This window comes from Pseudomonas poae RE*1-1-14 (genome assembly GCF_000336465.1).
Lineage (GTDB): Bacteria > Pseudomonadota > Gammaproteobacteria > Pseudomonadales > Pseudomonadaceae > Aquipseudomonas > Aquipseudomonas poae.
The window spans coordinates 2549429-2575947 of sequence record NC_020209.1 but is presented as its reverse complement, the minus strand read 5'-3'; the positions used below and the strand labels follow the sequence as shown (position 1 = coordinate 2575947).

The window sequence follows — 26519 nt, the reverse complement described above, 5'->3', positions numbered from 1 at the left end:
CAACAAGAGTCAGGCGCTTACTCGTGCCTCGCTGGCCAGCCGGGTGATGGCCATGTCCAGTTCATCCAGCGCCGCTGTGGCCTTGGCGTCGTCCTGCTTGAGCAAGGTTTCGGCGCGCTGGCAGGCGGCGCGCAGTTGCGGCACGCCGCAGTAGCGCGTGGCACCGTGCAGGCGGTGGACGCGTTCGATCAGGGCCTGATTGTCATTGGCTTCGCGGGCGACGGTGATGGCCAGGCGGTCGGCCTCCAGCGACGCCAGCAGCATGGCGAGCATGTCGGCCGCCAGGTCGGTCTTGCCCGCGGCCAGGCGCAGGCCTTCCTCATGGTCGAGCACTTGCAATTGCACGCCGTGGCCGAGGTTTTCGGTGACCCGCTCGGGCCCTTGGTTGCGCAGGGCCAGGCCGGTCCATTTCAATACCACCTGGGCCAGCTGCCGCTCGCTGATCGGCTTGGTCAGGTAGTCGTCCATGCCGCTCTGCAGCAGCGCGCGTTTTTCGTTGGCCATGGCGTGGGCCGTGAGCGCGACCACCGGCAGCGGCGTGCCGTGGCGTTCGCTTTCCCACTGGCGAATCGCCTCGGTGCTCTGGCGTCCGTCCATGCCCGGCATCTGCACATCCATCAACACCAGGTCGAAGGTTTCCTGCTTCACCGCATTGATCGCCGCGTAACCGCTGTCCACGGCCTGCACCTTGGCGCCCATGTCTTCGAGCAGGGTCTGCACCAGCAACAGGTTCGCCGGGTTATCGTCGACGCAAAGTACTCGCGGTGCACGGCTGGACAGCGGCTCGCCAGGCTCGGCGCGCGAGGGGCGCGGGCTGATCAGGTCGGCCAGGGCCCGGCGCAGTTTGCGCGTGCACGCAGGTTTGGCCTGCAACTGGCTGTTGGGGTTGGGCACCGACTGGTTGAACAGCATCTGTTCAGTGGTCGGGCACAGCACCAGTACTTTGCAACCCAGATGTTCGAGGTCCCACAGGTGCTGGTTGAGGCGCTCGGGCGGAATGTCATTGGCGGTAATGCCAAGCACCGCGAGGTCGATGGCCTGTTCGGTCTGGTGAGCGCTGGTGATACCGTTGGTCAGGCTTTCCAGGGTATTGAACGGCGTCACTGCCAGACCGCAGTCTTCCAGCTGATGCTGCAAGGCCTGACGCGCCAGTTCGTGGTTTTCCATCACCGCAACGCGGCGGCCGAGCAACGGCGCAGAGGGCAGGTCGTCGACATCGTCGCGGGTCTTGGGCAGGTTGAGACTGATCCAGAACTCCGAGCCTTCGCCCGGAGTGCTGTCGACGCCGATTTCGCCGCCCATCTGTTCGATCAGGCGCTTGGAAATCACCAATCCCAGGCCGGTGCCGCCGGGCTGGCGTGACAGCGAATTGTCGGCCTGGCTGAACGCCTGGAACAGCGCGCGCACATCCTGGCTCGACAGGCCGATGCCGGTGTCCTGCACGCTGATGCGCAGCTGTACGCTGTCTTCCTGTTCGTCCTCGATCATTGCCCGGGCAACGATGGTGCCTTCACGGGTGAACTTGATCGCGTTGCTGATGAGGTTGGTCAGGATCTGCTTGAGGCGCAGCGGGTCGCCGACCAGCGCGAGCGGGGTGTCGCGGTACACCAGGCTGACCAGTTCCAACTGCTTGGCATGGGCGGCGGGGGCGAGGATGGTGAGGGTGTCCTGCAGCAGGTCGCGCAGATTGAAGGGGACGCTGTCGAGCACCAGCTTGCCGGCTTCGATCTTCGAGAAATCAAGGATCTCGTTGATGATGCCCAACAAGTTGTCGGCGGATTTTTCGATGGTGCCCAGATAATCCAGCTGGCGCGGCGACAGTTCGCTTTTTTGCAGCAGGTGGGTGAAGCCCAGAATACCGTTGAGCGGGGTGCGGATTTCATGGCTCATATTGGCCAGGAACTCCGACTTGATACGGCTGGCTTCTAAAGCCTCTTTGCGGGCCAGGTCCAGTTCGATGTTCTGGATTTCGATGGTTTCGAGGTTTTGGCGTACGTCTTCGGTGGCCTGATCGATGCTGTGTTGCAGTTCTTCGCGAGCGTTCTGCAGCGTTTCGGCCATGCGGTTGATGCCCGATGCGAGCTGGTCCAACTCCTGGCTGCCCAGCGATGGCAGGCGGGTTTCCAGGTTGCCGTCCTTGAGCTGGGCCACGGCTTGCTTGATCTGGCCGATCGGCGCGTTGATGGTGCGGCTGATGCGCAGGGCCAGCGCCGCGGTAAAGATCAGGCCGACAGCGATCAGCAGAAGGCTGGCGAACAGGCTGCGGTAGCCGCGCAGCAACATGCCGTTGTGCGACAGTTCCACCTCTACCCAGCCCAGCAGGCGGTCGGCTTCATCGGGGATCAGCTCGCCGGCCAGGTTGCGATGACGGCCGAACACCGGCAGCAGATAGCGCGTGGCGTCATTGCCGGTGCGCTGCAGCAGGTGCGAATTATTGCCGGTCGGCGGCGGGTTAAGCATGGTCGGGCCGGCATGGGCCAGGGGCGTGCGGTCCGGTGCGAGGAACGACACGGTGCGCACGTCCGTCTGCTCGAGGGATTGGGTGGCGATGCGTTCCAGCAGGTCAGCGTTCTTGCTGCTCAGTGCGGGCGCCACCAGCGGTGCCAGTTGTTCGGCGATCATTTCGCCGCGTTGCAGCAGTTGGGTCTGCAACTCCGAGAGCTGCATCCAGGTGAAATACCCGCCCAGTAACAATGCCATCAGGCTGGTCGGCAATAAGGTCAGCAACAGTACGCGGCCTTTAATTCCCATTCTTCTAAGCACGCCACTTCTCCTGCTACCACTGATATCAATCTTCCACGCGGGCATCCGGCCCGCGCCACCTGCGCAGTGTAGCCATTTGCGCGGCCTGGAATCCTGAAAATTAATGGTGTCGAGCAGGTGCGGCGTGTCGGCGGGTCAGCGGCGGCGCAGTTTGCGGCGCTTCCATTGGCGCGCGACCCACCAGCGCCAGTAGCCCATGGTCAGGCAATAAGCGAGGGCGCCAAGCACCAGGCCCAGCACCACCGAACCGAGCAGGAACGGCTGCCACAGCGTGCTCAGCTGACCGCTGATCCATTCCCAGGTGAGGTGTTCGGGCAGGCTGCGCGGCGGCACGTTCATCAGCCAGGCGCCGGTCATGTAGGTGCACACGAACACCACCGGCATGGTGATCGGGTTGGTCAGCCACACCAGGCTGACGGCGATGGGCATGTTGCCCCGCACCACGATGGCCAGCACCGCCGCCAATAACATCTGCAAGGGAATTGGAATGAAGGCCGCGAACAGACCCACGGCCATGGCCCGCGCCACCGAATGCCGGTTCAGGTGCCAAAGGTTCGGGTCATGCAGCAAGGTCCCAAGAAACTGTAATGACTTGTGTTCCCTGATACTGCTGGGGTCAGGCATGTACCGTTTGAATAAGCGCCGGGGCATAAGGGGTCCAGGTCAGTTCGAGGGGCAAGTATGCCCGCATTCTATAAACAGAAAATTCAGACTTTGTGACAAAACATCATGGGCACCGTCCGCCGCCCGGCTATGACTGAGTGGGTCACTTGAAAAGGATGACTCATGAAGACAGGGATGTTCGCCTTGGCGCTGGGGTTGCTGGCCCTGCGTTTTCTACCGGCATTGCCGGCGACGGGATGGCTGCTGGCCATGTCGGTATTGGCCTTGATGCTGTTGCCGTTTCGCACCTTCGCGCTGGCCTTTTTTCTGTTCGGTGTGAGTTGGGCGTGCATCAGCGCGCAATGGGCGTTGGATGACCGTTTAACCTCAGCCCTGGACGGCCAGACACGCTGGCTGGAGGGACGGGTGGTCGGGTTGCCACAGCAAACATCCAGCGGCGTGCGCTTCGAGCTGGCCGACAGCCGGTCACGCAATGCCCGTTTGCCCAGGCGCATCCGGGTGTCCTGGCATGGTGGACCGGCGGTGCATAGCGGCGAGCGCTGGCGGTTGGCCGTGACCCTGAAGCGACCGTCCGGGCTGCTCAACGTTCATGGGTTCGATCACGAAGCCTGGCTGTTGGCGCAGCGTATCGGCGCGACCGGTACGGTAAAGGACGGCGAGCGCCTGACGCCGGCCCGCAACGCCTGGCGCGATGCGCTGCGCCAGCGCCTGATGGCGGTGGATGCCCAGGGCCGCGAAGCGGGATTGGCCGCGCTGGTGCTGGGTGACGGCTCCGGGCTGGCGGACGAAGACTGGCAAGTGTTGCAGGACACCGGCACCGTGCACCTGCTGGTGATCTCCGGCCAGCACGTAGGCTTGTTGGCGGGGTTGATCTATGGGTTGATCGCGTTGCTGGCGCGTTATGGTTGCTGGCCCGCCACCTGGCCGTGGTTGCCCTGGGCCTGTGGGCTGGCGTTTGTTGCAGCACTGGGTTACGGCCTGCTGGCAGGGTTCGGTGTGCCAGTGCAGCGGGCCTGCGTCATGGTGGGCCTGGTGTTGCTGTGGCGCTTGCGCTTTCGCCATCTGGGTGCCTGGTGGCCGTTGCTGCTGGCACTCAACGGGGTGCTGGTGCTGGAGCCGTTGGCCAGTCTGCAGCCCGGATTCTGGTTATCGTTCGGTGCCGTTGCCGTTTTGATACTGGCCTTCGGCGGGCGATTGGGCCCCTGGAGCCTTTGGCAGGCCTGGACGCGCCCGCAGTGGTTGATCGCCATCGGTCTTTTCCCCTTGTTGTTGATACTGGGTTTGCCGATCAGCCTGAGTGCTCCCTTGGCCAATCTGATTGCTGTTCCGTGGATCAGTCTTGTGGTGTTGCCGTTGGCATTGCTGGGAACTTTCCTGCTGGCGGTGCCGTTGGTGGGGGAGGTCGTGCTGTGGTTGGCGGGTGGCGCATTGGACCTGTTGTTCCAGGGTCTTGCCTTGCTGGCCGGGTACCTGCCGGCGTGGATACCGGCTGAAGTGTCTTTGGGGTACTGGCTGGTGAGTCTGGCCGGCGCGGTGATCGTGCTGCTGCCCGGCGGCGTGCCTTTTCGGCTGTTGGGCTGGCCGATGCTGTTGCTGGCGGTGTTTCCACCGCGCGAGCCGGTGCCCCATGGACGGGCCGAGGTTTTGCAGCTGGATGTTGGGCAGGGGCAGGCGATTGTCCTGCGTACCCGTCATCACACCCTGCTTTACGATGCCGGCCCCCGTTCGCGGGCCACAGACCTGGGCGCGCGGGTGGTGTTGCCGTCGCTGAAAAAACTCGGTATCGCGTCACTGGATTTGATGCTGATCAGCCACGCCGATGCCGACCATGCCGGCGGGGCGGCCGCAGTGGTGCGAGGGCTGCCGGTCAAGCGCGTGGTGGGCGGTGAAACCGACGGCCTGCCCGGGTTTCTCGGCACTCAACCGTGTCTCAGTGGCGAACGCTGGGAGTGGGACGGCGTGTCATTCGAGCTGTGGCAATGGCCTGGCGCCGTCGACGGCAATCCGAAGTCCTGCGTGTTGCAGGTACAGGCCAACGGCGAACGGTTGCTGCTCACCGGCGATATTGATCGCGCCGCCGAGCGTGCCTTGCTCGACTCGCCGCTGGCGCAACGCACCGACTGGCTGCAGGTCCCCCACCATGGCAGCCGCAGTTCGTCGTCCCGGCCTTTTGTGCAGCAGTTGGCACCCACGTCGGTGCTGATCTCCCGTGGGCGTGGCAATGCATTCGGTCATCCTCATGCCCAGGTCATGGAGCGTTACCGGGCATTGGGCAGCCGCGTGTATGACAGCGCCGAGCACGGTGCGGTGCGCCTGCAATTGGGGGCCTTCCAGCCGGCGCAGGTTGCACGCGCGCAACGCCGGTTCTGGCGTGAACCGTTACGCTGATCCGCCATCCAACCCACTCAAGGGCTGCGACGGGCGGGCCCGTCGCCGACGAGCCCCGTGACCGAACCTATATGGTAAAGTGGCGCACTTTTTCGAGGGGACATTCACTGTGTGGGAATTGGTCAAATCCGGTGGTTGGATGATGTTGCCGATCATCTTGAGTTCCATCGCCGCACTCGGCATCGTTGCCGAACGTCTGTGGACCCTGCGTGCCAGTCGGGTGACCCCCGAGCATCTGCTGGGGCAGGTGTGGGGCTGGATCAAGAACAAGCAGCTCGACAAACAGAAGCTCAAGGAACTGCGCGCCAATTCGCCCTTGGGAGAAATCCTCGCGGCGGGCCTGGCCAACTCCAAGCATGGTCGCGAGATCATGAAAGAATGCATCGAAGAGGCCGCCGCCCGCGTCATTCATGAGCTGGAGCGCTACATCAATGCGCTCGGCACCATCGCCGCGATGGCGCCGTTGCTCGGCTTGCTCGGCACCGTGCTGGGCATGATCGATATCTTCAGCTCGTTCATGGGCTCGGGCATGACCACCAACGCGGCGGTGTTGGCCGGCGGTATCTCCAAAGCCTTGATCACCACCGCAGCGGGCCTGATGGTGGGTATTCCTTCGGTGTTCTTCCACCGTTTCCTGCAACGGCGCATCGATGAGCTGGTGGTGGGCATGGAGCAGGAAGCCATCAAGCTGGTAGAAGTGGTGCAGGGCGACCGTGACGTGGACCTGGTTGAGGACAAGGTGTGAAATTTCGCCGCAAGCGACGGGAAAATGTCGATATCAACCTCGCGTCGCTGATCGACGTGGTGTTTATCCTGCTGCTGTTTTTTGTCGTGACCACCACCTTCACCCGGCAGACCGCGCTGCGTGTCGACCTGCCCGAGGCGGTGAGCGGCTCGCCGGCCGAGGACCAGCAGGTCAAGCAACTGGACATCGCCATCAGCGCTGACGGCGTGTTCACCGTGAACAACCAGTTGTTGGAGAAAAACGACCTCAACAGCCTGATGGATGCGTTGCAGAAGGAGTCCGGCGGCGACACCAAAATGCCGCTGTCCATCAGTGCCGATGGCAAGGCCCAGCACCAGGCCGTGATCACTGCGATGGACGCCGCCGGCAAGCTGGGCTTCAGCCATTTACGCATGAGCACTGTCGAGGCGGCGGGGCAACCCTGATGGCAATCTCCGACCGTCTGCTCCAGGCCTGGTACGCGGGCCATCCGGCCCTTGCACTGCTGACGCCGTTGGAGTGTCTATATCGTCGGGTGGTGCAGCGCAAGCGCGCGCGCTTCGTGGCGGGAGAGGGCGAGATCTATAAAGCGCCCGTGCCGCTGGTGGTGGTGGGCAATATCACCGTGGGCGGTACCGGCAAGACGCCGTTGATTCTGTGGTTGATCGAACACTGCCGTCGCGCCGGTCTGCGCGTGGGCGTGGTCAGTCGTGGTTACGGCGCCAAACCGCCGCAACTGCCCTGGCGGGTCGAGGCCGACCAGAGTGCCACCGTGGCCGGCGATGAGCCGTTGCTGATCGTGCAGCGCAGCGGTGTGCCGCTGATGATCGACCCCGACCGCAGCCGTGCGGTACAAGCCTTGCTGGAAAGCGAACCGCTGGACCTGATTCTGTCTGACGACGGCCTGCAGCATTACCGCCTGGCCCGTGATCTTGAACTGGTGTTGATCGATGCCGCCCGTGGCCTGGGTAACCGCCGTTGCCTGCCTGCCGGGCCACTGCGCGAGCCGGTGGAGCGTCTGCAGAGTGTCGATGCGCTGTTGTATAACGGCGCAGGTGCCGATCGCGAAGACGGTTTTGCCTTTCGCCTGCAGCCCACCGCACTGATCAACCTGTACAGCGGCGAGCGCAGGCCGGTTGACCATTTTCCGGCGGGGCAGGCCGTGCATGCGGTCGCCGGTATAGGCAACCCGCAACGTTTCTTCACTACCCTTGAAACGCTACACTGGCAGCCCATACCCCATGGGTTTGCCGACCACGCGCACTACAGCGCCGAGGTCTTGAGTTTTACTCCGTCGTTGCCACTGGTGATGACCGAGAAGGACGCGGTGAAGTGCCGCGCCTTTGCACAGCCCGACTGGTGGTACCTTGCGGTGGATGCGCTGCCGTCGCCGGCGTTTATCGCCTGGTTCGACACGCAGCTGACGCGCCTGCTGCCCGCACGTCCCTTGCCCTAATACGCTTCTTTCCAGGAAACCTTCATGGACACCAAACTGCTCGACATCCTCGCTTGCCCGATCTGCAAAGGCCCGCTCAAGCTCAGCGCCGACAAAACCGAGTTGATCAGCAAAGGCGCCGGTCTGGCTTACCCGATCCGCGACGGTATCCCGGTGATGCTGGAAAGCGAAGCCCGCACCCTGACCACCGACGAGCGTCTTGATAAATGACCACCGCCTTTACCGTTGTCATTCCCTCGCGCTACGCATCGACCCGCTTGCCGGGCAAGCCGCTGCAAATGATCGGCAGCAAGCCGATGATTCAGCTGGTGTGGGAACAAGCGTGCAAAAGCAGCGCGGAACGCGTGGTGGTGGCTACCGACGACGCACGCATCGTCGCAGCCTGCCAGGGGTTTGGCGCCGAGGCGGTGCTGACCCGCGAAGACCATAACTCCGGGACCGACCGCCTGGCTGAAGTGGCCACGCAACTGGGCCTGGCGCACGACGCCATCGTGGTCAACGTGCAAGGTGACGAGCCGTTGATTCCACCGAGCGTGATCGATCAGGTCGCCGCCAATCTGGCCGCCCATGGCGAAGCGCGCATGGCGACCCTGGCCGAACCGATCGAAGACGTGGAAACCCTGTTCAACCCGAACGTGGTCAAGGTGGTCAGCGACCTCAATGGCTTGGCGCTGACATTCAGCCGTTCGACCTTGCCCTGGGCGCGTGATGCCTTTGCCCAACATCCCGATTTGTTGCCCAAAGGCGTGCCGTACCGCCGTCACATCGGCATTTATGCCTACCGCGCCGGGTTCCTGCACGACTTCGTCAGCTGGGGCCCATGCTGGCTGGAAAACACCGAGTCCCTGGAGCAGCTGCGGGCCCTGTGGCACGGCGTGCGCATCCATGTCGGCGATGCACTCGAAGCGCCTCCTGCCGGTGTCGACACCCAGGAAGACCTCGATCGCGTTCGTCGCCTGCTGGGGGCCTGATGGAGGTTTTGTTTGTCTGCCTGGGCAATATCTGTCGCTCGCCCACGGCTGAAGGCGTGCTGCGCCATAAATTGCGCGAAGCGGGGCTGGCGGGTCAGGTCGACGTGGCCTCCGCCGGCACCGGTGAATGGCATGTCGGCAACCCGCCCGACCAGCGCAGCCAGCGTGCAGCGCTGATACGCGGTTATGACTTGTCGTCCCAGCGCGCCCAGCAGGTCAGCCGCGCTGACTTCGCGCGCTACGACCTGATCCTTGCGATGGACCACAGTAACCTGCGTCACCTCAAGACGATGCATTCGGGGCAGGGCAAGGCGGAGCTGGATCTGTTCCTGCGCCGCTTCGATGCCGAGGTGGACGAAGTGCCAGACCCGTACTACGAAGGCGAACAAGGCTTTGACAGGGTGCTGGACCTGATCGAGCGTGCCTGTGATTTATTGGTGATCGAATTGAAGGGGCGGTTATGACCTTGCAGGTGCGGGCGCAGGTCTCGCTCAAGCCCTTCAACAGTTTTGGCATTGATGTGCGCGCCCAACTGTTCGCCGAGGCCCATGGCGATGCCGATGTGCGTGAAGCGCTGACCTATGCGGCTGCGCAGGCGCTGCCGTTGCTGGTGATCGGCGGCGGCAGCAATCTGCTGCTGACCCAGGACATTCCCGCCCTGGTATTGCGCATGGCAACCCGTGGCATTCGGGTGTTGCAGGACGACGACAACCGCGTAGTGGTCGAGGCCGAAGCCGGTGAACCCTGGCATCCATTTGTGCTGTGGACCCTGGAGCACGGTTTCTGTGGTCTGGAAAACCTCAGCCTGATCCCCGGCACTGTCGGTGCGGCGCCGATGCAGAACATCGGTGCCTATGGGGTGGAGATCAAGGATGTGTTCGCCGGCCTCACCGCCCTGGATCGCCAGACCGGCGAGCTGCGCGATTTCAGCCTGGAGGAGTGCCAGTTCGGCTACCGTGACAGTCTTTTCAAGCAACACATAGGACGCTGGTTGATCCTGCGCGTGCGCTTTGCCCTGAGCCGCACCCGTCACCTGAAACTCGACTACGGCCCGGTGCAACAGCGCCTGACGGCGCAGGGCATCACCGATGCCACGCCGAGTGATGTCAGCCGCGCGATCTGCAGCATTCGCCGCGAGAAGCTGCCGGACCCGGCAGAACTGGGCAATGCTGGCAGCTTCTTCAAAAACCCGCTGGTGTCCGAGGCACTCGCAGCCGAGCTGAAATGCCAGTACCCGGATTTGGTGGCCTATCCCCAGGCCGGTGGCCAAATGAAACTCGCCGCCGGCTGGCTGATCGACAAGGCCGGCTGGAAGGGTTTTCGAGATGGAGACGCCGGCGTGCATACCCTGCAGGCATTGGTGCTGGTCAACTACGGCGGCGCCACCGGGCAGGATATTGCCAACCTCGCGCGGCGTATCCAGCAGGACATCGCCCAGCGTTTCAAGGTTGAGTTGGAGATGGAACCCAACCAATATTGAATCTCGCGCAATAAAAATGCCCCGTATCTTTCGATACGGGGCATTTTTGTTTGCGGCAATGAATCAGTCGTCGCGGCTCATGATGCCGAAGATCTGCAACAGGCTTATAAACAGGTTGTAGATCGACACATACAGGCTGACGGTCGCCATGATGTAGTTGCGCTCGCCGCCATGGATGATCGCGCTGGTCTGGAACAGGATGCACACCGACGAGAACAGTACGAAACCTGCGCTGATCGCCAGTTGCAGGCCGCTGATCTGGAAGAACATGCCTGCAACCACCGCCGCCAGCAACACAAAGAAGCCTGCGGTGATGAAGCCGCCGAGGAAGCTCATGTCCTTGCGGGTGATCAGCACATAGGCCGACAAGCCGCCAAACACCAATGCCGTCATGGCAAACGCCGAACTGACCACTTCGGCGCCGCCGGCCATGCCCAGGTAACGGTTGAGGATCGGGCCGAGGATAAAGCCCATGAAACCGGTCAAGGCAAACGCCGACACCAGGCCCCAAGCCGAGTCACGCAGCTTGTTGGTCAGGAAGAACAGACCGTAGAAGCCGATCAGTACAACAAAGATATTCGGGTAGCCGACGCGCATCTGCTGAGCCATGAACGCCATCACACCGCTGAAGGCGAGGGTCAGGGCGAGCAAGCCGTAGGTGTTGCGCAACACGCGGCTGACTTCAAGCTGCTCAGCCTGGGCGTTGCCATTCACTGCGTAATTCTGTTCGCGCATGGCGACACTCCTGTGGTTTTGAAACGTTCAGTCGCAAAGATCATAACAGACGCTCTGTAACAAGCGATGGCGAGAGTTTGACAGTGTGTTTCATTCGGGTATTATGGCGCCCGCTGAGACGGGAAGGGCTACTATAATCCCGTGATGCACAAGGGAAATTGGCAGAGTGGTTGAATGCACCGGTCTTGAAAACCGGCGAACGTTAATAGCGTTCCCAGGGTTCGAATCCCTGGTTTCCCGCCAAAATTTACACAGAAGCCTCGCGAAAGCGGGGCTTTTGCGTTTCTGGGGCAGCGTCGGAGTGTGCAGCGTCGTGCAGGCGCGAGAGCGGTGGATCGCCTCGTGACCGCGTCACGAGGCGCCTGGCTCCGGATATTCAAATCTTGAAACGAGTGACCATGTTCTGCAAATCGCCGCCCAGGCGTGCCAGCTCTGCAGTCGATGCTGCGCTTTGCTCGGTTGCGCAGGCAGACTGTTCGGCAATGTCACGCACACTTAGTACGCTGCGGTTGATTTCATCGGCCACTGCGCTCTGTTGTTCGGCAGCGGCTGAAATCTGTTGGCTCATCTGTTCAATCGTGCCAATGGACTGATTGATTTCAACCAATGCCTGTTCAGCCTGACGCGCCAGCACCACGGTGCCCTCGGTGCGTTGCAGGCTTGCATCCATCAAACCTGACGCGGCGCCCGTGCCCTGTTGCAGGCTCTGGATCAGCGCTTCGATTTCAGTTGTGGAGTGCTGGGTGCGCTGTGCCAGCGAGCGTACTTCGTCGGCGACTACGGCGAAACCGCGACCTTGCTCACCGGCGCGCGCGGCCTCAATGGCGGCGTTGAGCGCGAGCAGGTTAGTCTGCTCGGCGACGGCCTTGATCACGTCAATCACGCTGCCGATCTTGCTGCTGTCTTCGGTCAGGCGCTGCATGGCTTCGCCCAACTGCTTCACTTCACCGGCCAACTGACCAATTTCCCGCGTGGCGTGCTGCACCACACTGCTGCCATGGGCCGCACGTTCGCTGGCCTGTTTGGCAGCCCGCGAAGCGTCTTCGGTGTTACGCGCTACTTCCTGTACCGTGGAGGCCATTTCGTTCATGGCGGTGGCGACCTGGTCGACTTCGTTTTTTTGCAGGGTGACGCCCGCGCTGGTTTGCTCGCTGACAGCAGACAATTGGTCGGCCGCCGTAGCGATCTGCGTGACACCGTTGCCGATGCCACCGATCAGGCCGCGCAGGGAAACGGTCATGTGCTGCATGGTGTTCTGCAACAAGCCGAGTTCGTCCTGACGGGTGGTGAGGGTGTCCTGCGTCAGGTCACCGTCAGCAATCCGGCGCGCGGCAATGACCGTATCATTCAATGGAAGGGTTATCTGGCGGGTGATCAGAAACGCAGCAAAGATACCCATCAGCAAGACCACCAGCGCGACACTCAGCAACTGAACGACGGCGGTGTTCTTTTCTTTTTGAGCGCCAACAATCTGCTGTGCCGCCAAATCATCGGCTACGACCGCTGTTGCGATGGATTGCTTTTGCAGGTTGCCGCGAACCTGATCGGCCTGCTGAAGCATTTCCGAGATCGACGACATCAGCACCTTGTACTGTTTGAGCGCGTTCATCGCGGTGTCTACAGCGGCGTTCGCCTGGCTTGGCAATTCGCTGCGGGCCGCCGCCACCTGGGCGATCAGTGCGTCGGCAGAATTATAGGTCGCCTGACGGTTATCGGCTGAGGGGATACTCAGATAGCGGCGAAACACCAGCCGGAAGTTGGTCATGCCGTTACGCAAGTCACCCGCGATCTTGACCTGCTTTATGCCGGTCTCATCCGGAGCACGCATGGTGTCGTCAATGGTCTTTTGCAGCAGGTTTTCGAACGTGGCACTGACCTCGTCCGAGACCTTGATCAAGGGTTTCAAGGCATCATCGATTTTCTGATTGATGCCGACCAATTGATCAAACGTTTGCTTCAGGCCGCCAACCTGCTCCTTGATGTCACGCAGCCTGGCCAGATTGCTCGACAAGTCGAACACCTCAATGCCCTCATCGACACTGCGGCTCAGCTTGTCCAGCGCACCGCTGTAGGCTTGCACGCCGGCAGCACTCGGCCCGGTGGCGTAGGCCTGTGCGGCGATGCGGGCGTTGAGGACATCAGCCTTGATCTCGGCGACCTTGCCACTCTTGCCAAGGCGCTCGATCAGCAGGTTGGTGCTGGAGTAACCGATTGCGGCGACGGTCAGCACGCCCAGCAAAATAGCGGCGAAGCCCAGCCCGAGCTTCTTGCTGACTTTCAGGTTATCCAACCATGTTGCGCTCATCAGGTGTGTGCCTTTGATTTTTTCCGAGATGCCCGTGAGTCGGCGCCAAGTCGGGTAACTTGATAGTCGGCATGACAACATTCAGCTCGCCAAATAATTGAAAAGCCACACACCCCCTGCTTTACAGGGCGTTCAGCCCTTTATGAAGATTTATTTAGTTTTGCTTAACGGGTCTTTTCCCCGATGGCCGGTGAGCCGACGAGCGCTACGGGATTTTCAGCGCAGGGCCACGTGCCCTTAAAAAAATTTCAAATCCGGCCCTTGAAATCTTCCACCCCGCACATAAATTCCCTTCACGCGACGCCGAATCAGGGTCGCGCATTAAATCACTTGGATCTAATCAGGAGATTTTAAAATGGCTACTACTCTTTCCCTGGCCCCTCTGTTCCGTCAGTCGGTGGGCTTTGATCGTTTCAACGACCTGTTTGAGTCTGCGCTGCGCAGCGAGGCTCCGAATACCTATCCGCCTCATAATGTAGAAAAGCACGGTGATGACGAATATCGCATTGTCATTGCAGTCGCCGGGCTCACTGAAGCGGATCTGGATATCCAGGTCGAGAAGGGCGTTTTGACGGTTGTCGGTGACAAGCGTGAAAGCGAGAAAGAGGTGACTTACCTGCACCAGGGCATCGCTCAACGAGCCTTCCGGTTGTCGTTCCGCCTGGCCGATCACATTGAGGTGCGCGGGGCTTCGCTGAACAACGGGTTGCTGAGCATCAACCTGCTGCGCGTGGTGCCTGAAGAGGCCAAGCCCAAACGCATCACGATCGGCAGTGACAGCGATCCGCAACTGCGTCAGGTGAGTTTGCAGTAAGTGAAAAAACGCTGGGCGGGCGGTGTGAAAACACGGTCTGCACCGGCTCACAGCAAATGCCCCGATTCGTCGGGGCATTTGTTTTTGTGTGACGCTGCTGCACGTCTGACCTGACCTTCATTCCACCGAGCAGATCCAGCGGTGATTGTGCCGATAAGGCGCACGGGTAAAGTGCACATCCGACACCAGATTCAAGCCGCGTTCGCGCAGCGCTTCGGTCAGTTGTACGAGTGTCTCTGCCTGGATAGTCATTGCGCTCACCTCGTCAGATTGACTGCGTTCATAATTCTTGACCGGGAGGACAACCCGCTAATTCAAATTTTCTACAGCGCCGATTGATAAAGCCGTTAACGCCAGAGCCTGACGATTAAACTGAATTTTTGGCACGCATCTTTTTCTACCAAAAATAGTCATCAGGCGAATCAGCCAGGCAGAGGTGTGTGATGAAAGAGATCGGCCGGAGGTTGAAACAGGAGCGGCGGCGCATGGGCCTGACCCTCCGGAAGCTGGCTGAAATGGGAGGCGTCACGACGGCAGAACAGCGTCATTACGAGCTCAGCGAGGCGATGCCTGAGGCCGATTACCTGGCGGCGCTGGCTAACCATGGCATGGACGTGGTCTATGTCGTCACCGGAAAAAAACAGGCAGTGGTCAAGATGTCCTGGGAGGACGCGCAGGCATTGCTGGACAGTCGGGCCATTTCCGATGACCTGTTCCAGAATGACCCGGACGAAGAGATCTATTTCAAGGTCTCCCGACCGAGCAAGGTCTGAACAGGCCACCGTTCGTCTATCAAGCGGCACTTGTCAGCCCACGGTGCTTCTCATGTTCGAGCGCGGATATCCCGGACGCCCAAGCGGAGAGCCAGCATGGAAATCGACGAGAACGCCCCAGGCAACATTTCACAGCAGCCCGTGACCAGGGGCACCGACAGTGAAACTGGCCATGATCCCAAGCGGGACGCCCCGGAGCAGTCGTTGCCGGCTGATGACGAGGAAGACATGTCTGACGTGGACGCGGCCGACTCGGTGGCGAGTGAGCACCCGGACAATTGAGTACTGCTCCCTAACAAGAAGCCCGGCCATTGAGCCGGGCTTTTTGCGCCACACAAAGAAAAGCCCACGATGGGGGCGCGGGCTTAAAAGGTGTTCACTTAGGAGCTGAGTAGAGCTTAAGTGTCCGCCTGTGAAAACTGTGTGAAATATCCTACGCATCGCAGCATTTTCAAAAAATATTCAATCGGATTTCTTCGCAACCTGCCGCTCAGCGTCACTACCAGGACCAAAGCCTGCCGACAGCTGCTCTTTCAAAAAAAGCACCAATGCACTCACCGCCTTCGGCACATGGGGCGAATACGGCCGTATCAAGTGGATTTCATCGGCGAATGCGCCTTTCAATCGCCATCCCTTGAGCACTTGCTTCAGCGTACCGCTGGCCAGCGCGGCGTGGGCGCTGAAATCCGGAAGCAGGGCGATGCCCAGGTGATTGAGCGCCGAGTCACGCAGTGCCTCGCTGTTATTGGTGGAAAAACTGCCGGCAATGGGCACGGTGACGCGTTCTGTCTTTTTGACGCCGCGCTCGAAGGTCCACGCGGGCTGGTCGGCGCCGCGCGGATAGTAGAGGCAGTTGTGGGCAATGAGGTCGGCGGGTTCGCGGGGTTCGCCGTGACGGTGCAGATAGTCCTGGGTGGCGACCAGCACCGAGGTGGTGTCGCAGAGTTTCCAGGCGACATGGGTTTCCGGCACCTGGAAGCCGTGGCGCACGGCCAGGTCATAGCCTTCGGCGGCGAGTGAGCTCAAGGCATCGGACACGTCCAGCTGAATGCGAACCTGTGGGTGCTGACGCAGGAATTCGGGCAGGTGCGGCACCAGTTGCTGGCGCGCGAATGCGACCGGCGCGGTGAGGCGCACCAGGCCGCGAATTTCTCCTGCCCAATCGCGCACCGAGGAAAAACTGCGGGCGATGTGCTCGTAGGCGCTGCGCACTTCACGGGTCAGTGACCGCCCCGCGTCGGTGAGCCGCACGCTGCGTGTGGTGCGGGTGACCAGGCGGGTGCCGGTGGCGGCTTCCAGCTCGGAAATGCGTTGGCTCACCGCCGATTTGCTTACGCCCAGGCGCGCAGCGGCGGCGGTGTAGGTGCCGTGCTCTTCCAGCACGGAGAGCCAGTGGATATGCGTCCACAGGCCTTCGATTTCGGTTTTTTCCATGGGGCAATTGTTCGCCTGTGTGCACAATCAGTTCTGGATTCTGCTCTGGTTTGGAACAAAGCGGAAGCCTATGGTAGGTGCCAACGCTAACCGACCCGGGATCCGCTGCCATGATTACCACCCTTGAGCATTACATCAACGACCAGCGCGTCAGCCGCGATGATCGCTATCAGGACGTCTATAACCCGGCCACCGGCGAAGTGACCGGCCGCGTCGCCCTGGCCAGTCGCGACACCGTGGGCGAAGCCGTTGCCGCCGCCCAGGCCGCCTTTGCCGACTGGGCCGACACGCCGCCGATCCGCCGCGCCCGCGTGTTGTTTCAGTACCTGCACCTGCTGCGTGAGCGCAAGGACGAGCTGGCCAGCATCATCGTTGCCGAGCACGGCAAGGTGTTCACCGATGCTCAGGGCGAAGTCGACCGTGGTATTGACATTCTCGAATTCGCCTGTGGCATTCCGAATCTGCTCAAGGGTGAACACTCCGACCAAGTGTCCCGCGGCATGGACAACTGGACCCTGCGCCAGCCCCTGGGCGTGGTGGCGGGCGTGACGCCGTTCAATTTTCCGGTGATGGTGCCAATGTGGATGTACCCGATCGCCATTGCCGCCGGCAACACCTTCATCCTCAAACCCAGCCCCACCGACCCGAGCGCCTCGCTGTTCATGGCCGAGCTGCTGCGCGAAGCCGGCTTGCCCCAGGGCGTGTTCAACGTGGTGCAGGGCGACAAGGAAGCGGTGGACGCGCTGCTTGAACACCCGGACGTCAAGGCCGTGAGCTTTGTCGGCTCAACGCCGATTGCCCACTACATCTACGAGACCGGCGCGCGCAACGGCAAGCGCGTGCAGGGCCTGGGCGGTGCGAAAAACCACATGGTGGTGATGCCCGACGCCGATATTGAAAAAACCGTCGACGCATTGATGGGCGCCGCCTACGGCAGTGCCGGCGAGCGTTGCATGGCCATCTCCGTGGCGGTGCTGGTGGGCGATGTGGGCGATAAAGTGGTCACCGCGCTGACCGAACGTGCCAGGCAGTTACGCATCACCGATGGCCGCGACCTCAAGGCCGAAATGGGCCCGATTGTTTCCCGTGCGGCGCTGGAACGCATCAGTGGCTACATCGAACAGGGCGTGCAGGCCGGCGCCCGGTTGCTGCTCGACGGCCGTGACTACGTGCCCTCCGAACCCGGCCTGGAAAACGGTTTCTGGCTCGGCGCGACGCTGTTCGATCACGTGACCAAAGAGATGAGCATCTACCGCGAAGAAATCTTCGGCCCGGTGCTGGCCTGCGTGCGGGTCAATGACTTCGCCGAAGCCGTGCAACTGGTCAACGACCACGAATTCGGCAACGGCGTGAGCTGCTTCACCCGCGACGGCAACATCGCCCGTGAGTTCGCGCGGCGCATCGAAGTGGGCATGGTCGGCATCAATGTGCCGATCCCGGTGCCGATGGCGTGGCACGGGTTCGGCGGCTGGAAGAAAAGCCTGTTTGGCGACATGCATGCCTACGGCACTGAGGGCGTGCGCTTCTACACCAAACAGAAGTCGATCATGCAGCGCTGGTCAGAGAGCATCGAGCAGGGCGCGGAGTTTGCGATGCCGGTCTCTAAATAGGATTCAACAGGCACTCCAGGACCCATGTGGGAGGGGGCTTGCTCCCGATAGCGGTAAATCAGTCGACATCGGCATGACTGACAGACCGCCATCGGGAGCAAGCGCCCTCCCACATTTTTTTGGCGCAAGGGTTGACGGCGTGGCGAACGCCGAATACTGTATATAAACACAGTGTTTAAGTGCTGATCACCCAGGAAGGGTCACGTCAGCCACGCCAGGCACTGTGTGCAGTAATGGATTAATTCACCACGATTAAAAGGACTTAATGATGAAACACACAACGATTATCCCCACTCGCTGGACGCGCGCCGATGCGCTCAAAGTCAACGAAAACGACCCGACCACCACCCAGCCGTTGGTGCCTGCCGACTTTCCAGTGATGAGCGACAAGGTCTTTATCTGGGACACCATGCCGTTGCGCACGCTGGATGGCACGGTGGTTTCGGTCAACGGCTGGTCCGTCATTTTCACCCTGACGGCTGACCGTCGTCCCCACGATCCACAGTTCATCAATGCCGACGGCCGTTACGACATCAAGCGCGATTGGGAAGATCGCCATGGCCATGCGCGCATCTGCTACTGGTACTCGCGCACCGGCAAGGACTGGATCTTCGGTGGCCGGGTCATGGCCGAAGGGGTATCACCGACCACGCGTGAATGGGCCGGCACCCCGATCCTGCTCAATAACAACGGCGACATCGACCTGTATTACACCTGCGTCACCCCAGGTGCGACCATCGCCAAGGTCAGAGGCCAAATCGTCACGTCCGATAACGGTGTGGAGCTACGCGGCTTCACCCAGGTCAAGGCGCTATTCGAGGCAGACGGCACTTATTACCAGACCGAAGCGCAGAACTCGACCTGGAACTTTCGCGACCCCAGCCCGTTTATCGACCCGGTGGATGGCAAGTTGTACATGGTGTTTGAAGGCAACGTCGCCGGCGAACGCGGCACCCACGACGTGGGCCCGAATGAGCTGGGCCTGGTGCCGCCTGGGCACGAGGGCGTGGGGGGCGCGCGCTATCAGGTCGGCTGCATCGGCCTCGCCGTCGCCAAGGACCTTGCCGGCGACGAATGGGAAATCCTGCCGCCGCTGGTCACTGCCGTGGGGGTGAACGATCAAACCGAGCGGCCGCATTATGTGTTCCAGGACGGCAAATACTACCTGTTCACCATCAGTCATAAATTCACTTACGCGGATGGGGTGACCGGCCCTGATGGCGTCTACGGTTTTGTCGGCGACCGCCTGTTTGGCCCTTACACGCCGATGAACGCCTCCGGGCTGGTGCTTGGCAATCCACCGTCGCAGCCGTTCCAGACCTATTCTCATTGCGTGATGCCCAACGGCCTGGTGACGTCCTTTATCGACAGCGTGCCCACCACCGGTGACGACTTCCGCATCGGCGGCACCGAAGCGCCCACGGTGAGGATTGTATTGAAGGGCGATCGCTCGTTTGTGCAGGAGGCTTACGACTACGGTTACATCCCCGCGATGCGCGATGTGGTGTTGAACCCGTGACCGCCGTGTAAAAATCGGCCTGACTCATCAGGTGTAAACCGATCCAACGGTGGGAGGGGGCTTGCTCCTTCCCACTTTTTTTTACCGCTTTTCAATCCGTCTTCAGCGCTCAAGTCCCCGCCCGCCGGGCCGATACAGCCACTAGGTGCACGCCTGGTCGTCGTTCAGGCCAACGAATAAAAATCAAAAAGGGGTAGCCATGACCATATTGCAGCGCGTGATCGGTGGATTTGCGGTGTTGGTGCTGTTGCTGCTGATCATGGCAGGGATCAGCTATCAGAACACGCAGTCCATCAGCAGTCGCTTGTCCACCATCACCGGCCAATCGGCACCCTTGAGCCGGGCCGCCAGTGAGTTGTACGTGCACATCCTGCGCGCCAACCAGGCGTTGCTGGCCATTCAGATCAGCACCGACCCCAAGCAGATCGAGGACGGCAAGCGCCCGTTTACCGAGAGCATCACCCTGTTCAACCAATTGCTCGACAGCACCCTGGCCTATACCGGCGAGCATGAGGCGTTGCGGGCGAATCTGGCGCAGCAGCGTCAACAGGTAGGGGCCTACGCCGAACAGGCGCAGGCGTTGATGACGTCTCACTTGCAGCATGTGCAGCAGTGGGTACTGACCCGCAAACTGCAAGGCTACAGCAGTGCGCAGGCGATGCAGTTGACCAGCTATCTGCGTGATTACATCGCGCAGGCGCGCAGTGCCGGCGAGCCGCAGCAGGTGGCGGCCGCAGAAAAACTGCTGTTGGAAGTCAACAAATCCTACGATGGCTTCGCGGCTCATTCCGTCACGCCCGCCATTGATAAATTACAGCGCGTGCTCAACCTGCAGGACGAAGTGATCAGCACGCGCGCCCAGGCCCTGACGGCGATTGATCCGAGAGTCGGACGGATTGCCGGCGTCATGGTCAATCGCCTGCTCACGGACCTGACCGCCCCTGACGGTCTGTTCCAGGCCTATCAGGTGGAGGCGAAACTGGCAGCGCAAGTGCAGCAGCAACGCGATGCCGTGGACGCGGCGCTCAAGGCCACCCTGGAGCGAATTGGCGAGTTTGGCAGCCAGTCCCTGGAGGTCGCCAACCAGGCCAGTCACTCGGCCAATGCCACGATTGGCACCAGCCGCAGCTTGCTGTTGATCGCGTGCGTGCTGGCGGTGCTGGCAGCGTTGGCGATTGGTACGTGGGTCGCTTTCAGCTTGCGGCGTCCGTTGGCGGCCTTTCGCGATGTACTCAAGACACTTACCGCCGGGGACATGCGGGTCAGTTTCGATGTCAGCCGTAAGGATGAGTTCGGTGAGTTGGGCGGTTATCTGAACGAATTGACCAAAGCCCTGCAGAAGACCTTCCGTGAGTTGATCAGCTCTGCCGATGCGCTGGCCGTCACCGCTGGAAGCAACGCCTTGAACAGCGAGCAGACCACCCGCGTGGTGGATGAGCAGAAGGACCGCTTGCAATCGGCCGCTTCGGCCATGACACAGATGGAAAGCACGGTCGAAGAGGTTGCGCGGCGCGCGCAGGACACACGCCAGGCGGTGGACGACACGAGTGATCTCACGCACCGGGTGCAGGAGCGCGTGGCCGAGACCATCGTCAATATCCGCCAGCAGGCCGAGCAGGTGAACAAAGCCACGCAGGTGACCGATGAGTTGCAGAAGTACGGGCAGAACATCGAGGGCATTGTGGTGGCCATTCGCACCATCGCCGAACAGACCAATCTGCTGGCCCTGAATGCGGCGATTGAAGCGGCCCGTGCCGGCGAGCAAGGGCGTGGGTTTGCGGTTGTGGCCGATGAAGTGCGCTCCCTGGCCAGCCGTACGCAGACCTCGACCAGCGAAATTCAGGACATGATTGGGCTCATGCAGGAAAAAATTCATTCGGTGGTGCACGTCATGAACGAAAGTCAGGTGCAGTCCAGTCAATGCGTGTCGCTGGCCTCGGGCGCCGGTGACCTGTTGCTCTCCATGAGCGGCGCGGTCGACAGCATCCGCGACATGAATATTCAGATTGCCGCCGCCACCGAGCAGCAAAGTGCCACGGTGCAGGAAACCAGTCGGATGGTCATTCAGATCAACGATTCGGCCCAACAGACCGCCAGCGGTGCGGAGCAGTCCGCCATCAGCAGCCAGGAACTGTCGGACATGGCTAAAGTGCAGCGCGAGCTGCTCCATCATTTCAGCGTTTGAGCCGCAGGAGTCAGAACATGAAAGCATGGTTAATGCTCGCGCTGGGCGCGACGCTGTTCGTCCCGGGCCTCACCCAGGCCGCCACGCCCTTGCTGGGCGTGGGGATGGCAAAATACGACGATAACTTCCAGACCCTGCTGCGCAATGGTGTGCAGCAACAGGCCAGCGTCATGAATGCCGATATCTTTATGGAGAATGGCAAAGACAGTATTGATTTGCAGATGCGCCAATTTCGCAATCTGGTCAATTCCAAGGTGGATGCGATCATCATCGCGATGGTTGACGGCAAAAGTGCAGCGCAAATGATGCAGTTGGCTTCAGAGGCCAAGATCCCGCTGGTATTCGTCAACCGCAACCCGAACCCGGAAAAGTGGCCGGCGCAGACCGCGTTCGTCGGCTCCAACGAACTGGAGTCGGGCACTTTGCAGATGGAAGAGTTGGCGCGCCGTGCCGGTTATAAAGGCAACGTAGTGATTCTGGTGGGCGACCCAGCCAACGCGTCCTCCCTGATGCGCACCGAGGATGTGGAAAAAGTCGTCGCCAAATACCCGGATATGAAAGTGGTACAGAAAAAGGTCGGTAACTGGGAACGTAGCCAGGCCGCCACGATTGTCATTGATTGGCTCAAGCAGGGTGTTGATTTTTCGATCATTGCGGCCAATAACGACGAAATGGCGATCGGCGCGATCATGGGGCTGGAAAAGGCCGGCAAGCAGGCCGGGGACTATTGGGTTGGCGGCATCGACGGCACACCGGACGGGTTGAAATTGATGGCCGAGGGCAAGATGGCGGTCAGCGTGTTCCAGGATGCCGCCGGCCAGGCCAGTGGCGCCGTGGACACCGCGCTGCGCCTGGTGCGCGGCGAAGTGCTGGAGTCGACGGTGGTGTGGGTACCATTCAAGTTGATCACGCCGGAGAATCGACAGGCGTTTGAATAGGGAGACCACTCGGAACACGCCTTGAAATGCAGTCAAATGTGGGAGGGGGCAAACCGCCTCCCACAGGGTTTAGGGTGGCAGTGAGACTGGGGTTCAGCGCCGCCCCGTGCGTGTGCTCACATCCACCCACACCGCCAACACCAATATGCTGCCCTTGACGATCATCTGCCAGTAACTGTCCACATCCAGCATCGACATGCCGTTATCCAGGCTGGTAATCACCAGCGCTCCCAGCAGCGCGCCGTACACCGTGCCCGAGCCGCCGCGCATCGACGTCCCGCCGATAAAGCACGCGGCAATCGCATCCAGCTCTCCCATATTCCCCGCCGACGGCGAGCCGGCCGCCAGGCGCGCGGTATTGACCAGGCCGGCGAGGGCGCACATCACCCCCATGATGCCGAAGATCCACAGCTTCACCGCCTGCACATTGATGCCCGACAACCGCGTGGCCTCCATGTTGCTGCCCACCGCATACACCCGGCGGCCGAACACGGTCTGGCTGGTGACGTAGCTGAACACCCCGAGCAGCGCCAGCAACAGCAGCACCGGCACCGGGATGCCGTCGTAGCTGTTGAGGGTGGTGACGAACCCGGCCAGCACCGCTCCGATCAGCACCACACGCAGCCCGTCACGCACCCGCGAATGCGCGGCCAGGCCGTGCAGCGCGCGATTGCGCCGTTGCTTCCAGGTGAGAAACACGGTGAGTGCAAACAGCAAAATCCCCAGCCCTACTCCCACCGCATGCGGCAGATAACCCTGGCCCACATACACCAGCGACGGCGACACCGGCGCAATGGTGGTGCCGCCGGTGATCCCCAGCAAAATCCCGCGAAACGCCAGCATGCCGCCCAGACCGACGATGAACGAAGGGATGCGTAGATACGCCGTCATGTAGCCGTTAGCCAGGCCGATCATCAACCCGCACAACGCCACCAGGCTCAGGTTGGCCAGCAGCGGGACGTGGTACACCACGTCGAGAATCGCCGCCAGCCCGCCCAGCAACCCGAGCAACGAGCCCACCGACAAATCGATCTCGCCGCTGATGATCACCAGCACCATGCCGCACGCCAGAATCCCGGTGATCGACATCTGCCGCAGCAGGTTGGACAGGTTGCGCGGCGTGAGAAAACCGCCCTCGGTCTGCCAACTGAAAAACAGCCAGATGAACGCCACGGCGATCACCAGCGCGAGCATTTTGTAGCGGGTAAAAAGCTGTTTGACCTGATTCATCTAAGCGGTCTTCCGATCATTATTGTGTTGGCTGAGCGCAGCGGCGAGCACCTGTTCCTGGGTGAGGCCTTGGTTGACGAAGTCGCCGCGCAGCTGGCCGTCGCCGATCACCAGCACGCGGTTCGACACCCCCAGCACTTCGGCCAGTTCCGACGACACCATGATGATTGCCACGCCCTCGGCCGCGAGGGCGACCATCAGTTTGTAGATCTCATATTTGGCGCCCACGTCCACCCCGCGTGTAGGCTCGTCGAGGATCAGCACCTTGGGTTTGGCCATCAGCATTTTCGCCAGCACCGCCTTTTGCTGGTTGCCGCCGGAGAGGCTGGTGATCGGCAAGAACGGGCTGGCGGTTTTCAGGTGCATGCGCGCGATCTGCTGGTCGATGCTGCTCAGTTCGGCCTCGGCATCGATGCGCGTCAGGTGCGCGTAGGTGTCGAGCACCGCCAGGGTGATGTTCTGACCCACGCCCAGGTCGGGAATGATGCCCTGGCGCTTGCGGTCTTCGGGCACCATGCACAGCCCGGCGCGAATCGATTTGAGCGGCGTGCGCGTGTCGATCACGTTCCCGTCCAGCCACACCTCGGCGCTGTAGCGGCCGGGGTAGGCGCCGAACAGCGCCGACACCAGCTCCGTGCGCCCGGCGCCCACAAGACCTGCGATGCCGAGGATTTCACCCCGCTTGAGCACGAAGGAAATATCGTCGACGCGCTTGCGCCTGGGGTTGTCCACGTCGTAGCAAGTGACGTGGCGCGCCTTGAAGATCACTTCGCCCACCCCGTCAGGTCTGGCGGGGTAGAGGTTGCTCATTTCGCGCCCGACCATCTGCGTGATGATCTGCGGGATATCCATGTCGGCCATGGCCGTGGTTGCGATGTGCTTGCCGTCGCGGATCACCGCAATGGTGTCGCACACGGCCGCCACCTCATCGAGCTTGTGGGAGATATACACGCAGGCCACGCCCTTGGCCTTGAGCCCCTTGATGATGTCGAGCAGCACTTCGATTTCCGAGCGGGTCAGGGCCGAGGAGGGCTCGTCGAGAATCAACAGGCGCGCCTGTTTGTTGAGGGCCTTGGCGATCTCCACCAGTTGCTGATAGCCGCCGCCATACTGCGACACCGGCAGCGCCACGTTCATGTCCGGCACTTTCAGTTCACGCATCAGCGCTTCGGCGCGGTGCAGCATCGCCGGGTAGTTCATGCGCCCGCCGGGCAGGGTCAGTTCGTGGCCCATGAAGATGTTCTCGGCCACCGAAAGGTCCGGCACCAGCGTCAGTTCCTGGTGGATGATGACGATGCCGGCGGCTTCCGTCTCGCGGATGGATTGGGCCTGCAGCGGCTGCCCGTCCCAGAGGATTTCGCCCTCCCAGGTGCCGTGCGGATAGACCGCCGACAGCACCTTCATCAGCGTGGATTTGCCAGCACCGTTCTCGCCGCACAGGCCCACGCACTCGCCGGGCCGTACCTTGAGATCAATGCCGTTCAGCGCATTGACACCGCCAAAGCGTTTGACGATGCCGTTCATTTGCAGCAGGTAGTCGGGCATGACGGTCATTGCCCGCCGATCTGCTCTTTGGTGTAAAAGCCGTCCTTCTCCAGCAGGTCCACGTTGGCCTTGGTCAGCGGGGTCGGTGTCAGCAGAATGGTGTCGACCTTTTTACTGCCATTGTCGTACTGCGAGCTGTAGGCCGGTTTTTCGCTGCGGGCCAGTTGCACCGAGAGTTTGGCGGCTTCGGTGGCGATCAGTTTGAGCGGCTTGTACACCGTCATGGTCTGGGTGCCGTCGATCACACGCTTGATTGCGGCGAGGTCGGCGTCCTGCCCGGAGATCGGCACCTTGCCCGCCAGCTTCTGTGCGGCCAGGGCCTGGATGGCGCCGCCAGCGGTGGCGTCGTTGGAGGCGACGATGGCGTCGATCTTGTTGTCGTTCCGGGTCAGGGCATTCTCGACGATGCTCAGGGCTTCGGTAGGGTTCCACTCCTTGACCCACTGCTGGCCGACAATCTTGATATCGCCTTTGTCGATGGCCGGTTGCAGCACCTTCATCTGGCCTTCGCGAAGCACCTTGGCGTTGTTGTCGGTGGGGGCGCCGCCGAGCAGGAAGTAATTGCCCTTGGGCGCCGCCTGCAGCACGCCGCTGGCCTGCATCTCGCCGACTTTTTCGTTATCGAAGGAGATGTAGGCGTCGATGTCCGCGTTAAGAATCAGACGGTCATAGGAGACCACCTTGATCCCGGCCTTCTTGGCCTCGGCGACCGCGTTGGTCAGCACCGTGGCGTTGAACGGCACGATCACGATCACATCGACGCCCCGGGAGATCAGGTTTTCGATCTGCGAAATCTGCTTTTGCTCATTGGCATCGGCCGATTGCACAAACACCTTGGCATCGAGTTTTTCCGCCGCCGCCACGAAATAATCACGGTCGCGAGACCAGCGCTCCAGGCGCAGGTCGTCAATGGAAAAGCCGATTTTCGGGTGGGCGGGGTCGGCCATCACCGGCAGGGCGAGCACCGCCAGGGTGGCGGCAAGCAAAGTACGTTTGAATGACTTCATGATGGTGCGTCCTTTTAT

Annotated in this window: 24 protein-coding genes, 1 tRNA gene and 1 pseudogene; 16 read left to right on the top strand and 10 right to left on the bottom strand. The window is 61.3% G+C overall.

Annotated features, from left to right (window positions below):
• Nucleotides 1-9: 9 nt before the first annotated feature.
• Nucleotides 10-2763 carry a response regulator gene (locus tag H045_RS10990; protein ID WP_015372394.1) on the bottom strand — a complete coding sequence of 918 codons (2754 nt, stop codon included), beginning with the start codon at nt 2761-2763 and terminating at the stop codon, nt 10-12.
• A gap of 135 nt (nt 2764-2898) precedes the next feature.
• Nucleotides 2899-3414, bottom strand: a complete 516-nt coding sequence (locus H045_RS10985) for a DUF2062 domain-containing protein (protein WP_015372393.1) — start codon at nt 3412-3414, stop codon at nt 2899-2901.
• Between the two features lie 135 nt (nt 3415-3549).
• Between H045_RS10985 and H045_RS10980 the strand changes: the two genes are divergently transcribed.
• The 8 genes from H045_RS10980 (at nt 3550) to murB (ending at nt 10406) form a co-directional block, all read left to right on the top strand.
• Nucleotides 3550-5775: a DNA internalization-related competence protein ComEC/Rec2 gene (locus H045_RS10980; protein WP_236277538.1), complete on the top strand. Its 2226-nt coding sequence runs from the start codon at nt 3550-3552 to the stop codon at nt 5773-5775.
• A gap of 109 nt (nt 5776-5884) precedes the next feature.
• Nucleotides 5885-6520: a MotA/TolQ/ExbB proton channel family protein gene (locus tag H045_RS10975; RefSeq protein WP_015372391.1), complete on the top strand. Its 636-nt coding sequence runs from the start codon at nt 5885-5887 to the stop codon at nt 6518-6520.
• Entirely contained in the window at nt 6517-6945 is a 429-nt protein-coding gene (locus tag H045_RS10970; RefSeq protein WP_003232159.1) for an ExbD/TolR family protein, read from the top strand. Before H045_RS10975 ends, H045_RS10970 begins: the two co-directional genes overlap by 4 nt.
• The gene (lpxK, locus tag H045_RS10965) at nt 6945-7955 is read left to right on the top strand and encodes a tetraacyldisaccharide 4'-kinase (protein ID WP_015372390.1); all 1011 of its coding nucleotides are present in this window, start codon (nt 6945-6947) and stop codon (nt 7953-7955) included. Before H045_RS10970 ends, lpxK begins: the two co-directional genes overlap by 1 nt.
• Nucleotides 7956-7979: 24 nt before the next feature.
• The gene (locus H045_RS10960) at nt 7980-8165 is read left to right on the top strand and encodes a Trm112 family protein (RefSeq protein WP_003174668.1); all 186 of its coding nucleotides are present in this window, start codon (nt 7980-7982) and stop codon (nt 8163-8165) included.
• Nucleotides 8162-8926, top strand: a complete 765-nt coding sequence (gene kdsB / locus H045_RS10955) for a 3-deoxy-manno-octulosonate cytidylyltransferase (protein ID WP_003232162.1) — start codon at nt 8162-8164, stop codon at nt 8924-8926. The genes H045_RS10960 and kdsB overlap by 4 nt, the downstream gene beginning before the upstream one ends.
• Nucleotides 8926-9390 carry a low molecular weight protein-tyrosine-phosphatase gene (locus H045_RS10950; RefSeq protein ID WP_015372389.1) on the top strand — a complete coding sequence of 155 codons (465 nt, stop codon included), beginning with the start codon at nt 8926-8928 and terminating at the stop codon, nt 9388-9390. Before kdsB ends, H045_RS10950 begins: the two co-directional genes overlap by 1 nt.
• Nucleotides 9387-10406, top strand: a complete 1020-nt coding sequence (murB, locus tag H045_RS10945) for a UDP-N-acetylmuramate dehydrogenase (protein ID WP_015372388.1) — start codon at nt 9387-9389, stop codon at nt 10404-10406. The genes H045_RS10950 and murB overlap by 4 nt, the downstream gene beginning before the upstream one ends.
• Nucleotides 10407-10469: 63 nt before the next feature.
• Here murB and H045_RS10940 read toward each other — a convergent pair whose 3' ends face one another.
• Nucleotides 10470-11141 carry a Bax inhibitor-1/YccA family protein gene (locus H045_RS10940; protein WP_003232168.1) on the bottom strand — a complete coding sequence of 224 codons (672 nt, stop codon included), beginning with the start codon at nt 11139-11141 and terminating at the stop codon, nt 10470-10472.
• A 152-nt stretch (nt 11142-11293) separates the two neighbouring features.
• Here H045_RS10940 and H045_RS10935 point away from each other — a divergent pair.
• Nucleotides 11294-11384, top strand: a tRNA-Ser gene (locus tag H045_RS10935).
• A 133-nt stretch (nt 11385-11517) separates the two neighbouring features.
• Here the strand turns inward: H045_RS10935 and H045_RS25845 are convergent.
• Nucleotides 11518-12222: a methyl-accepting chemotaxis protein gene (locus tag H045_RS25845; RefSeq protein ID WP_420875634.1), complete on the bottom strand. Its 705-nt coding sequence runs from the start codon at nt 12220-12222 to the stop codon at nt 11518-11520.
• Nucleotides 12223-12423: 201 nt separating this feature from the next.
• Nucleotides 12424-13446, bottom strand: a pseudogene (locus tag H045_RS25840) (methyl-accepting chemotaxis protein); the annotation flags it as partial.
• Between the two features lie 355 nt (nt 13447-13801).
• On the opposite strand from H045_RS25840, the gene H045_RS10925 reads away from it, so the two are divergent.
• Nucleotides 13802-14260 (top strand): Hsp20 family protein, encoded by a 459-nt coding sequence (locus tag H045_RS10925; RefSeq protein WP_003232172.1) that lies wholly within the window; start codon nt 13802-13804, stop codon nt 14258-14260.
• 117 nt (nt 14261-14377) lie between these two features.
• Here H045_RS10925 and H045_RS25625 read toward each other — a convergent pair whose 3' ends face one another.
• Nucleotides 14378-14512 carry a hypothetical protein gene (locus H045_RS25625; RefSeq protein ID WP_256094241.1) on the bottom strand — a complete coding sequence of 45 codons (135 nt, stop codon included), beginning with the start codon at nt 14510-14512 and terminating at the stop codon, nt 14378-14380.
• Nucleotides 14513-14703: 191 nt separating this feature from the next.
• Here H045_RS25625 and H045_RS10920 point away from each other — a divergent pair, with 191 nt between their 5' ends.
• Nucleotides 14704-15033, top strand: a complete 330-nt coding sequence (locus H045_RS10920; RefSeq protein WP_003232173.1) for a helix-turn-helix domain-containing protein — start codon at nt 14704-14706, stop codon at nt 15031-15033.
• A gap of 96 nt (nt 15034-15129) precedes the next feature.
• On the top strand, nt 15130-15315 hold the full coding sequence (locus H045_RS10915; protein WP_003232175.1) for a hypothetical protein: 186 nt from the start codon (nt 15130-15132) through the stop codon (nt 15313-15315).
• A 180-nt stretch (nt 15316-15495) separates the two neighbouring features.
• Here H045_RS10915 and H045_RS10910 read toward each other — a convergent pair whose 3' ends face one another.
• The gene (locus H045_RS10910; protein WP_015372386.1) at nt 15496-16467 is read right to left on the bottom strand and encodes a LysR family transcriptional regulator; all 972 of its coding nucleotides are present in this window, start codon (nt 16465-16467) and stop codon (nt 15496-15498) included.
• Nucleotides 16468-16577: 110 nt separating this feature from the next.
• Here H045_RS10910 and H045_RS10905 point away from each other — a divergent pair, with 110 nt between their 5' ends.
• The 4 genes from H045_RS10905 to H045_RS10890 all read left to right on the top strand — a co-directional run bounded on the left by H045_RS10905 (nt 16578) and on the right by H045_RS10890 (nt 22719).
• The gene (locus tag H045_RS10905; protein ID WP_003232179.1) at nt 16578-18077 is read left to right on the top strand and encodes a CoA-acylating methylmalonate-semialdehyde dehydrogenase; all 1500 of its coding nucleotides are present in this window, start codon (nt 16578-16580) and stop codon (nt 18075-18077) included.
• A 268-nt stretch (nt 18078-18345) separates the two neighbouring features.
• Entirely contained in the window at nt 18346-19596 is a 1251-nt protein-coding gene (locus H045_RS10900; RefSeq protein ID WP_003232180.1) for a glycoside hydrolase family 68 protein, read from the top strand.
• A gap of 199 nt (nt 19597-19795) precedes the next feature.
• Nucleotides 19796-21781 (top strand): methyl-accepting chemotaxis protein, encoded by a 1986-nt coding sequence (locus H045_RS25990; protein ID WP_015372385.1) that lies wholly within the window; start codon nt 19796-19798, stop codon nt 21779-21781.
• Nucleotides 21782-21798: 17 nt separating this feature from the next.
• Nucleotides 21799-22719 (top strand): substrate-binding domain-containing protein, encoded by a 921-nt coding sequence (locus H045_RS10890; protein ID WP_003232183.1) that lies wholly within the window; start codon nt 21799-21801, stop codon nt 22717-22719.
• A 93-nt stretch (nt 22720-22812) separates the two neighbouring features.
• Here the strand turns inward: H045_RS10890 and H045_RS10885 are convergent, their stop codons facing one another.
• The 3 genes from H045_RS10885 to xylF are packed head-to-tail and all read right to left on the bottom strand — an operon-like array spanning nt 22813 to nt 26501.
• Entirely contained in the window at nt 22813-23949 is a 1137-nt protein-coding gene (locus H045_RS10885; RefSeq protein WP_003232185.1) for a sugar ABC transporter permease, read from the bottom strand.
• The gene (xylG, locus tag H045_RS10880; RefSeq protein WP_041931496.1) at nt 23950-25503 is read right to left on the bottom strand and encodes a D-xylose ABC transporter ATP-binding protein; all 1554 of its coding nucleotides are present in this window, start codon (nt 25501-25503) and stop codon (nt 23950-23952) included.
• Complete coding sequence (gene xylF / locus H045_RS10875) at nt 25500-26501, bottom strand: D-xylose ABC transporter substrate-binding protein (RefSeq protein ID WP_003232188.1); 1002 nt, start codon at nt 26499-26501, stop codon at nt 25500-25502. The genes xylG and xylF overlap by 4 nt, the downstream gene beginning before the upstream one ends.
• Nucleotides 26502-26519: the final 18 nt, after the last annotated feature.

Coding starts and splice junctions, on each gene's coding strand:
- H045_RS10925 (WP_003232172.1), top strand. CDS start 13,802: ATGGCTACTACTCTTTCCCTGGCCCCTCTGTTCCGTCAGTCGGTGGGC.
- H045_RS25845 (WP_420875634.1), bottom strand. CDS start 12,222: ATGGCCTCCACGGTACAGGAAGTAGCGCGTAACACCGAAGACGCTTCG.
- xylG (WP_041931496.1), bottom strand. CDS start 25,503: ATGACCGTCATGCCCGACTACCTGCTGCAAATGAACGGCATCGTCAAA.
- H045_RS10940 (WP_003232168.1), bottom strand. CDS start 11,141: ATGCGCGAACAGAATTACGCAGTGAATGGCAACGCCCAGGCTGAGCAG.
- lpxK (WP_015372390.1), top strand. CDS start 6,945: ATGGCAATCTCCGACCGTCTGCTCCAGGCCTGGTACGCGGGCCATCCG.
- H045_RS25990 (WP_015372385.1), top strand. CDS start 19,796: ATGACCATATTGCAGCGCGTGATCGGTGGATTTGCGGTGTTGGTGCTG.
- H045_RS25625 (WP_256094241.1), bottom strand. CDS start 14,512: ATGACTATCCAGGCAGAGACACTCGTACAACTGACCGAAGCGCTGCGC.
- kdsB (WP_003232162.1), top strand. CDS start 8,162: ATGACCACCGCCTTTACCGTTGTCATTCCCTCGCGCTACGCATCGACC.
- murB (WP_015372388.1), top strand. CDS start 9,387: ATGACCTTGCAGGTGCGGGCGCAGGTCTCGCTCAAGCCCTTCAACAGT.
- H045_RS10900 (WP_003232180.1), top strand. CDS start 18,346: ATGAAACACACAACGATTATCCCCACTCGCTGGACGCGCGCCGATGCG.
- H045_RS10890 (WP_003232183.1), top strand. CDS start 21,799: ATGAAAGCATGGTTAATGCTCGCGCTGGGCGCGACGCTGTTCGTCCCG.
- H045_RS10915 (WP_003232175.1), top strand. CDS start 15,130: ATGGAAATCGACGAGAACGCCCCAGGCAACATTTCACAGCAGCCCGTG.
- H045_RS10960 (WP_003174668.1), top strand. CDS start 7,980: ATGGACACCAAACTGCTCGACATCCTCGCTTGCCCGATCTGCAAAGGC.
- H045_RS10905 (WP_003232179.1), top strand. CDS start 16,578: ATGATTACCACCCTTGAGCATTACATCAACGACCAGCGCGTCAGCCGC.
- H045_RS10920 (WP_003232173.1), top strand. CDS start 14,704: ATGAAAGAGATCGGCCGGAGGTTGAAACAGGAGCGGCGGCGCATGGGC.
- H045_RS10885 (WP_003232185.1), bottom strand. CDS start 23,949: ATGAATCAGGTCAAACAGCTTTTTACCCGCTACAAAATGCTCGCGCTG.
- H045_RS10980 (WP_236277538.1), top strand. CDS start 3,550: ATGAAGACAGGGATGTTCGCCTTGGCGCTGGGGTTGCTGGCCCTGCGT.
- H045_RS10950 (WP_015372389.1), top strand. CDS start 8,926: ATGGAGGTTTTGTTTGTCTGCCTGGGCAATATCTGTCGCTCGCCCACG.
- H045_RS10985 (WP_015372393.1), bottom strand. CDS start 3,414: ATGCCCCGGCGCTTATTCAAACGGTACATGCCTGACCCCAGCAGTATC.
- H045_RS10910 (WP_015372386.1), bottom strand. CDS start 16,467: ATGGAAAAAACCGAAATCGAAGGCCTGTGGACGCATATCCACTGGCTC.
- xylF (WP_003232188.1), bottom strand. CDS start 26,501: ATGAAGTCATTCAAACGTACTTTGCTTGCCGCCACCCTGGCGGTGCTC.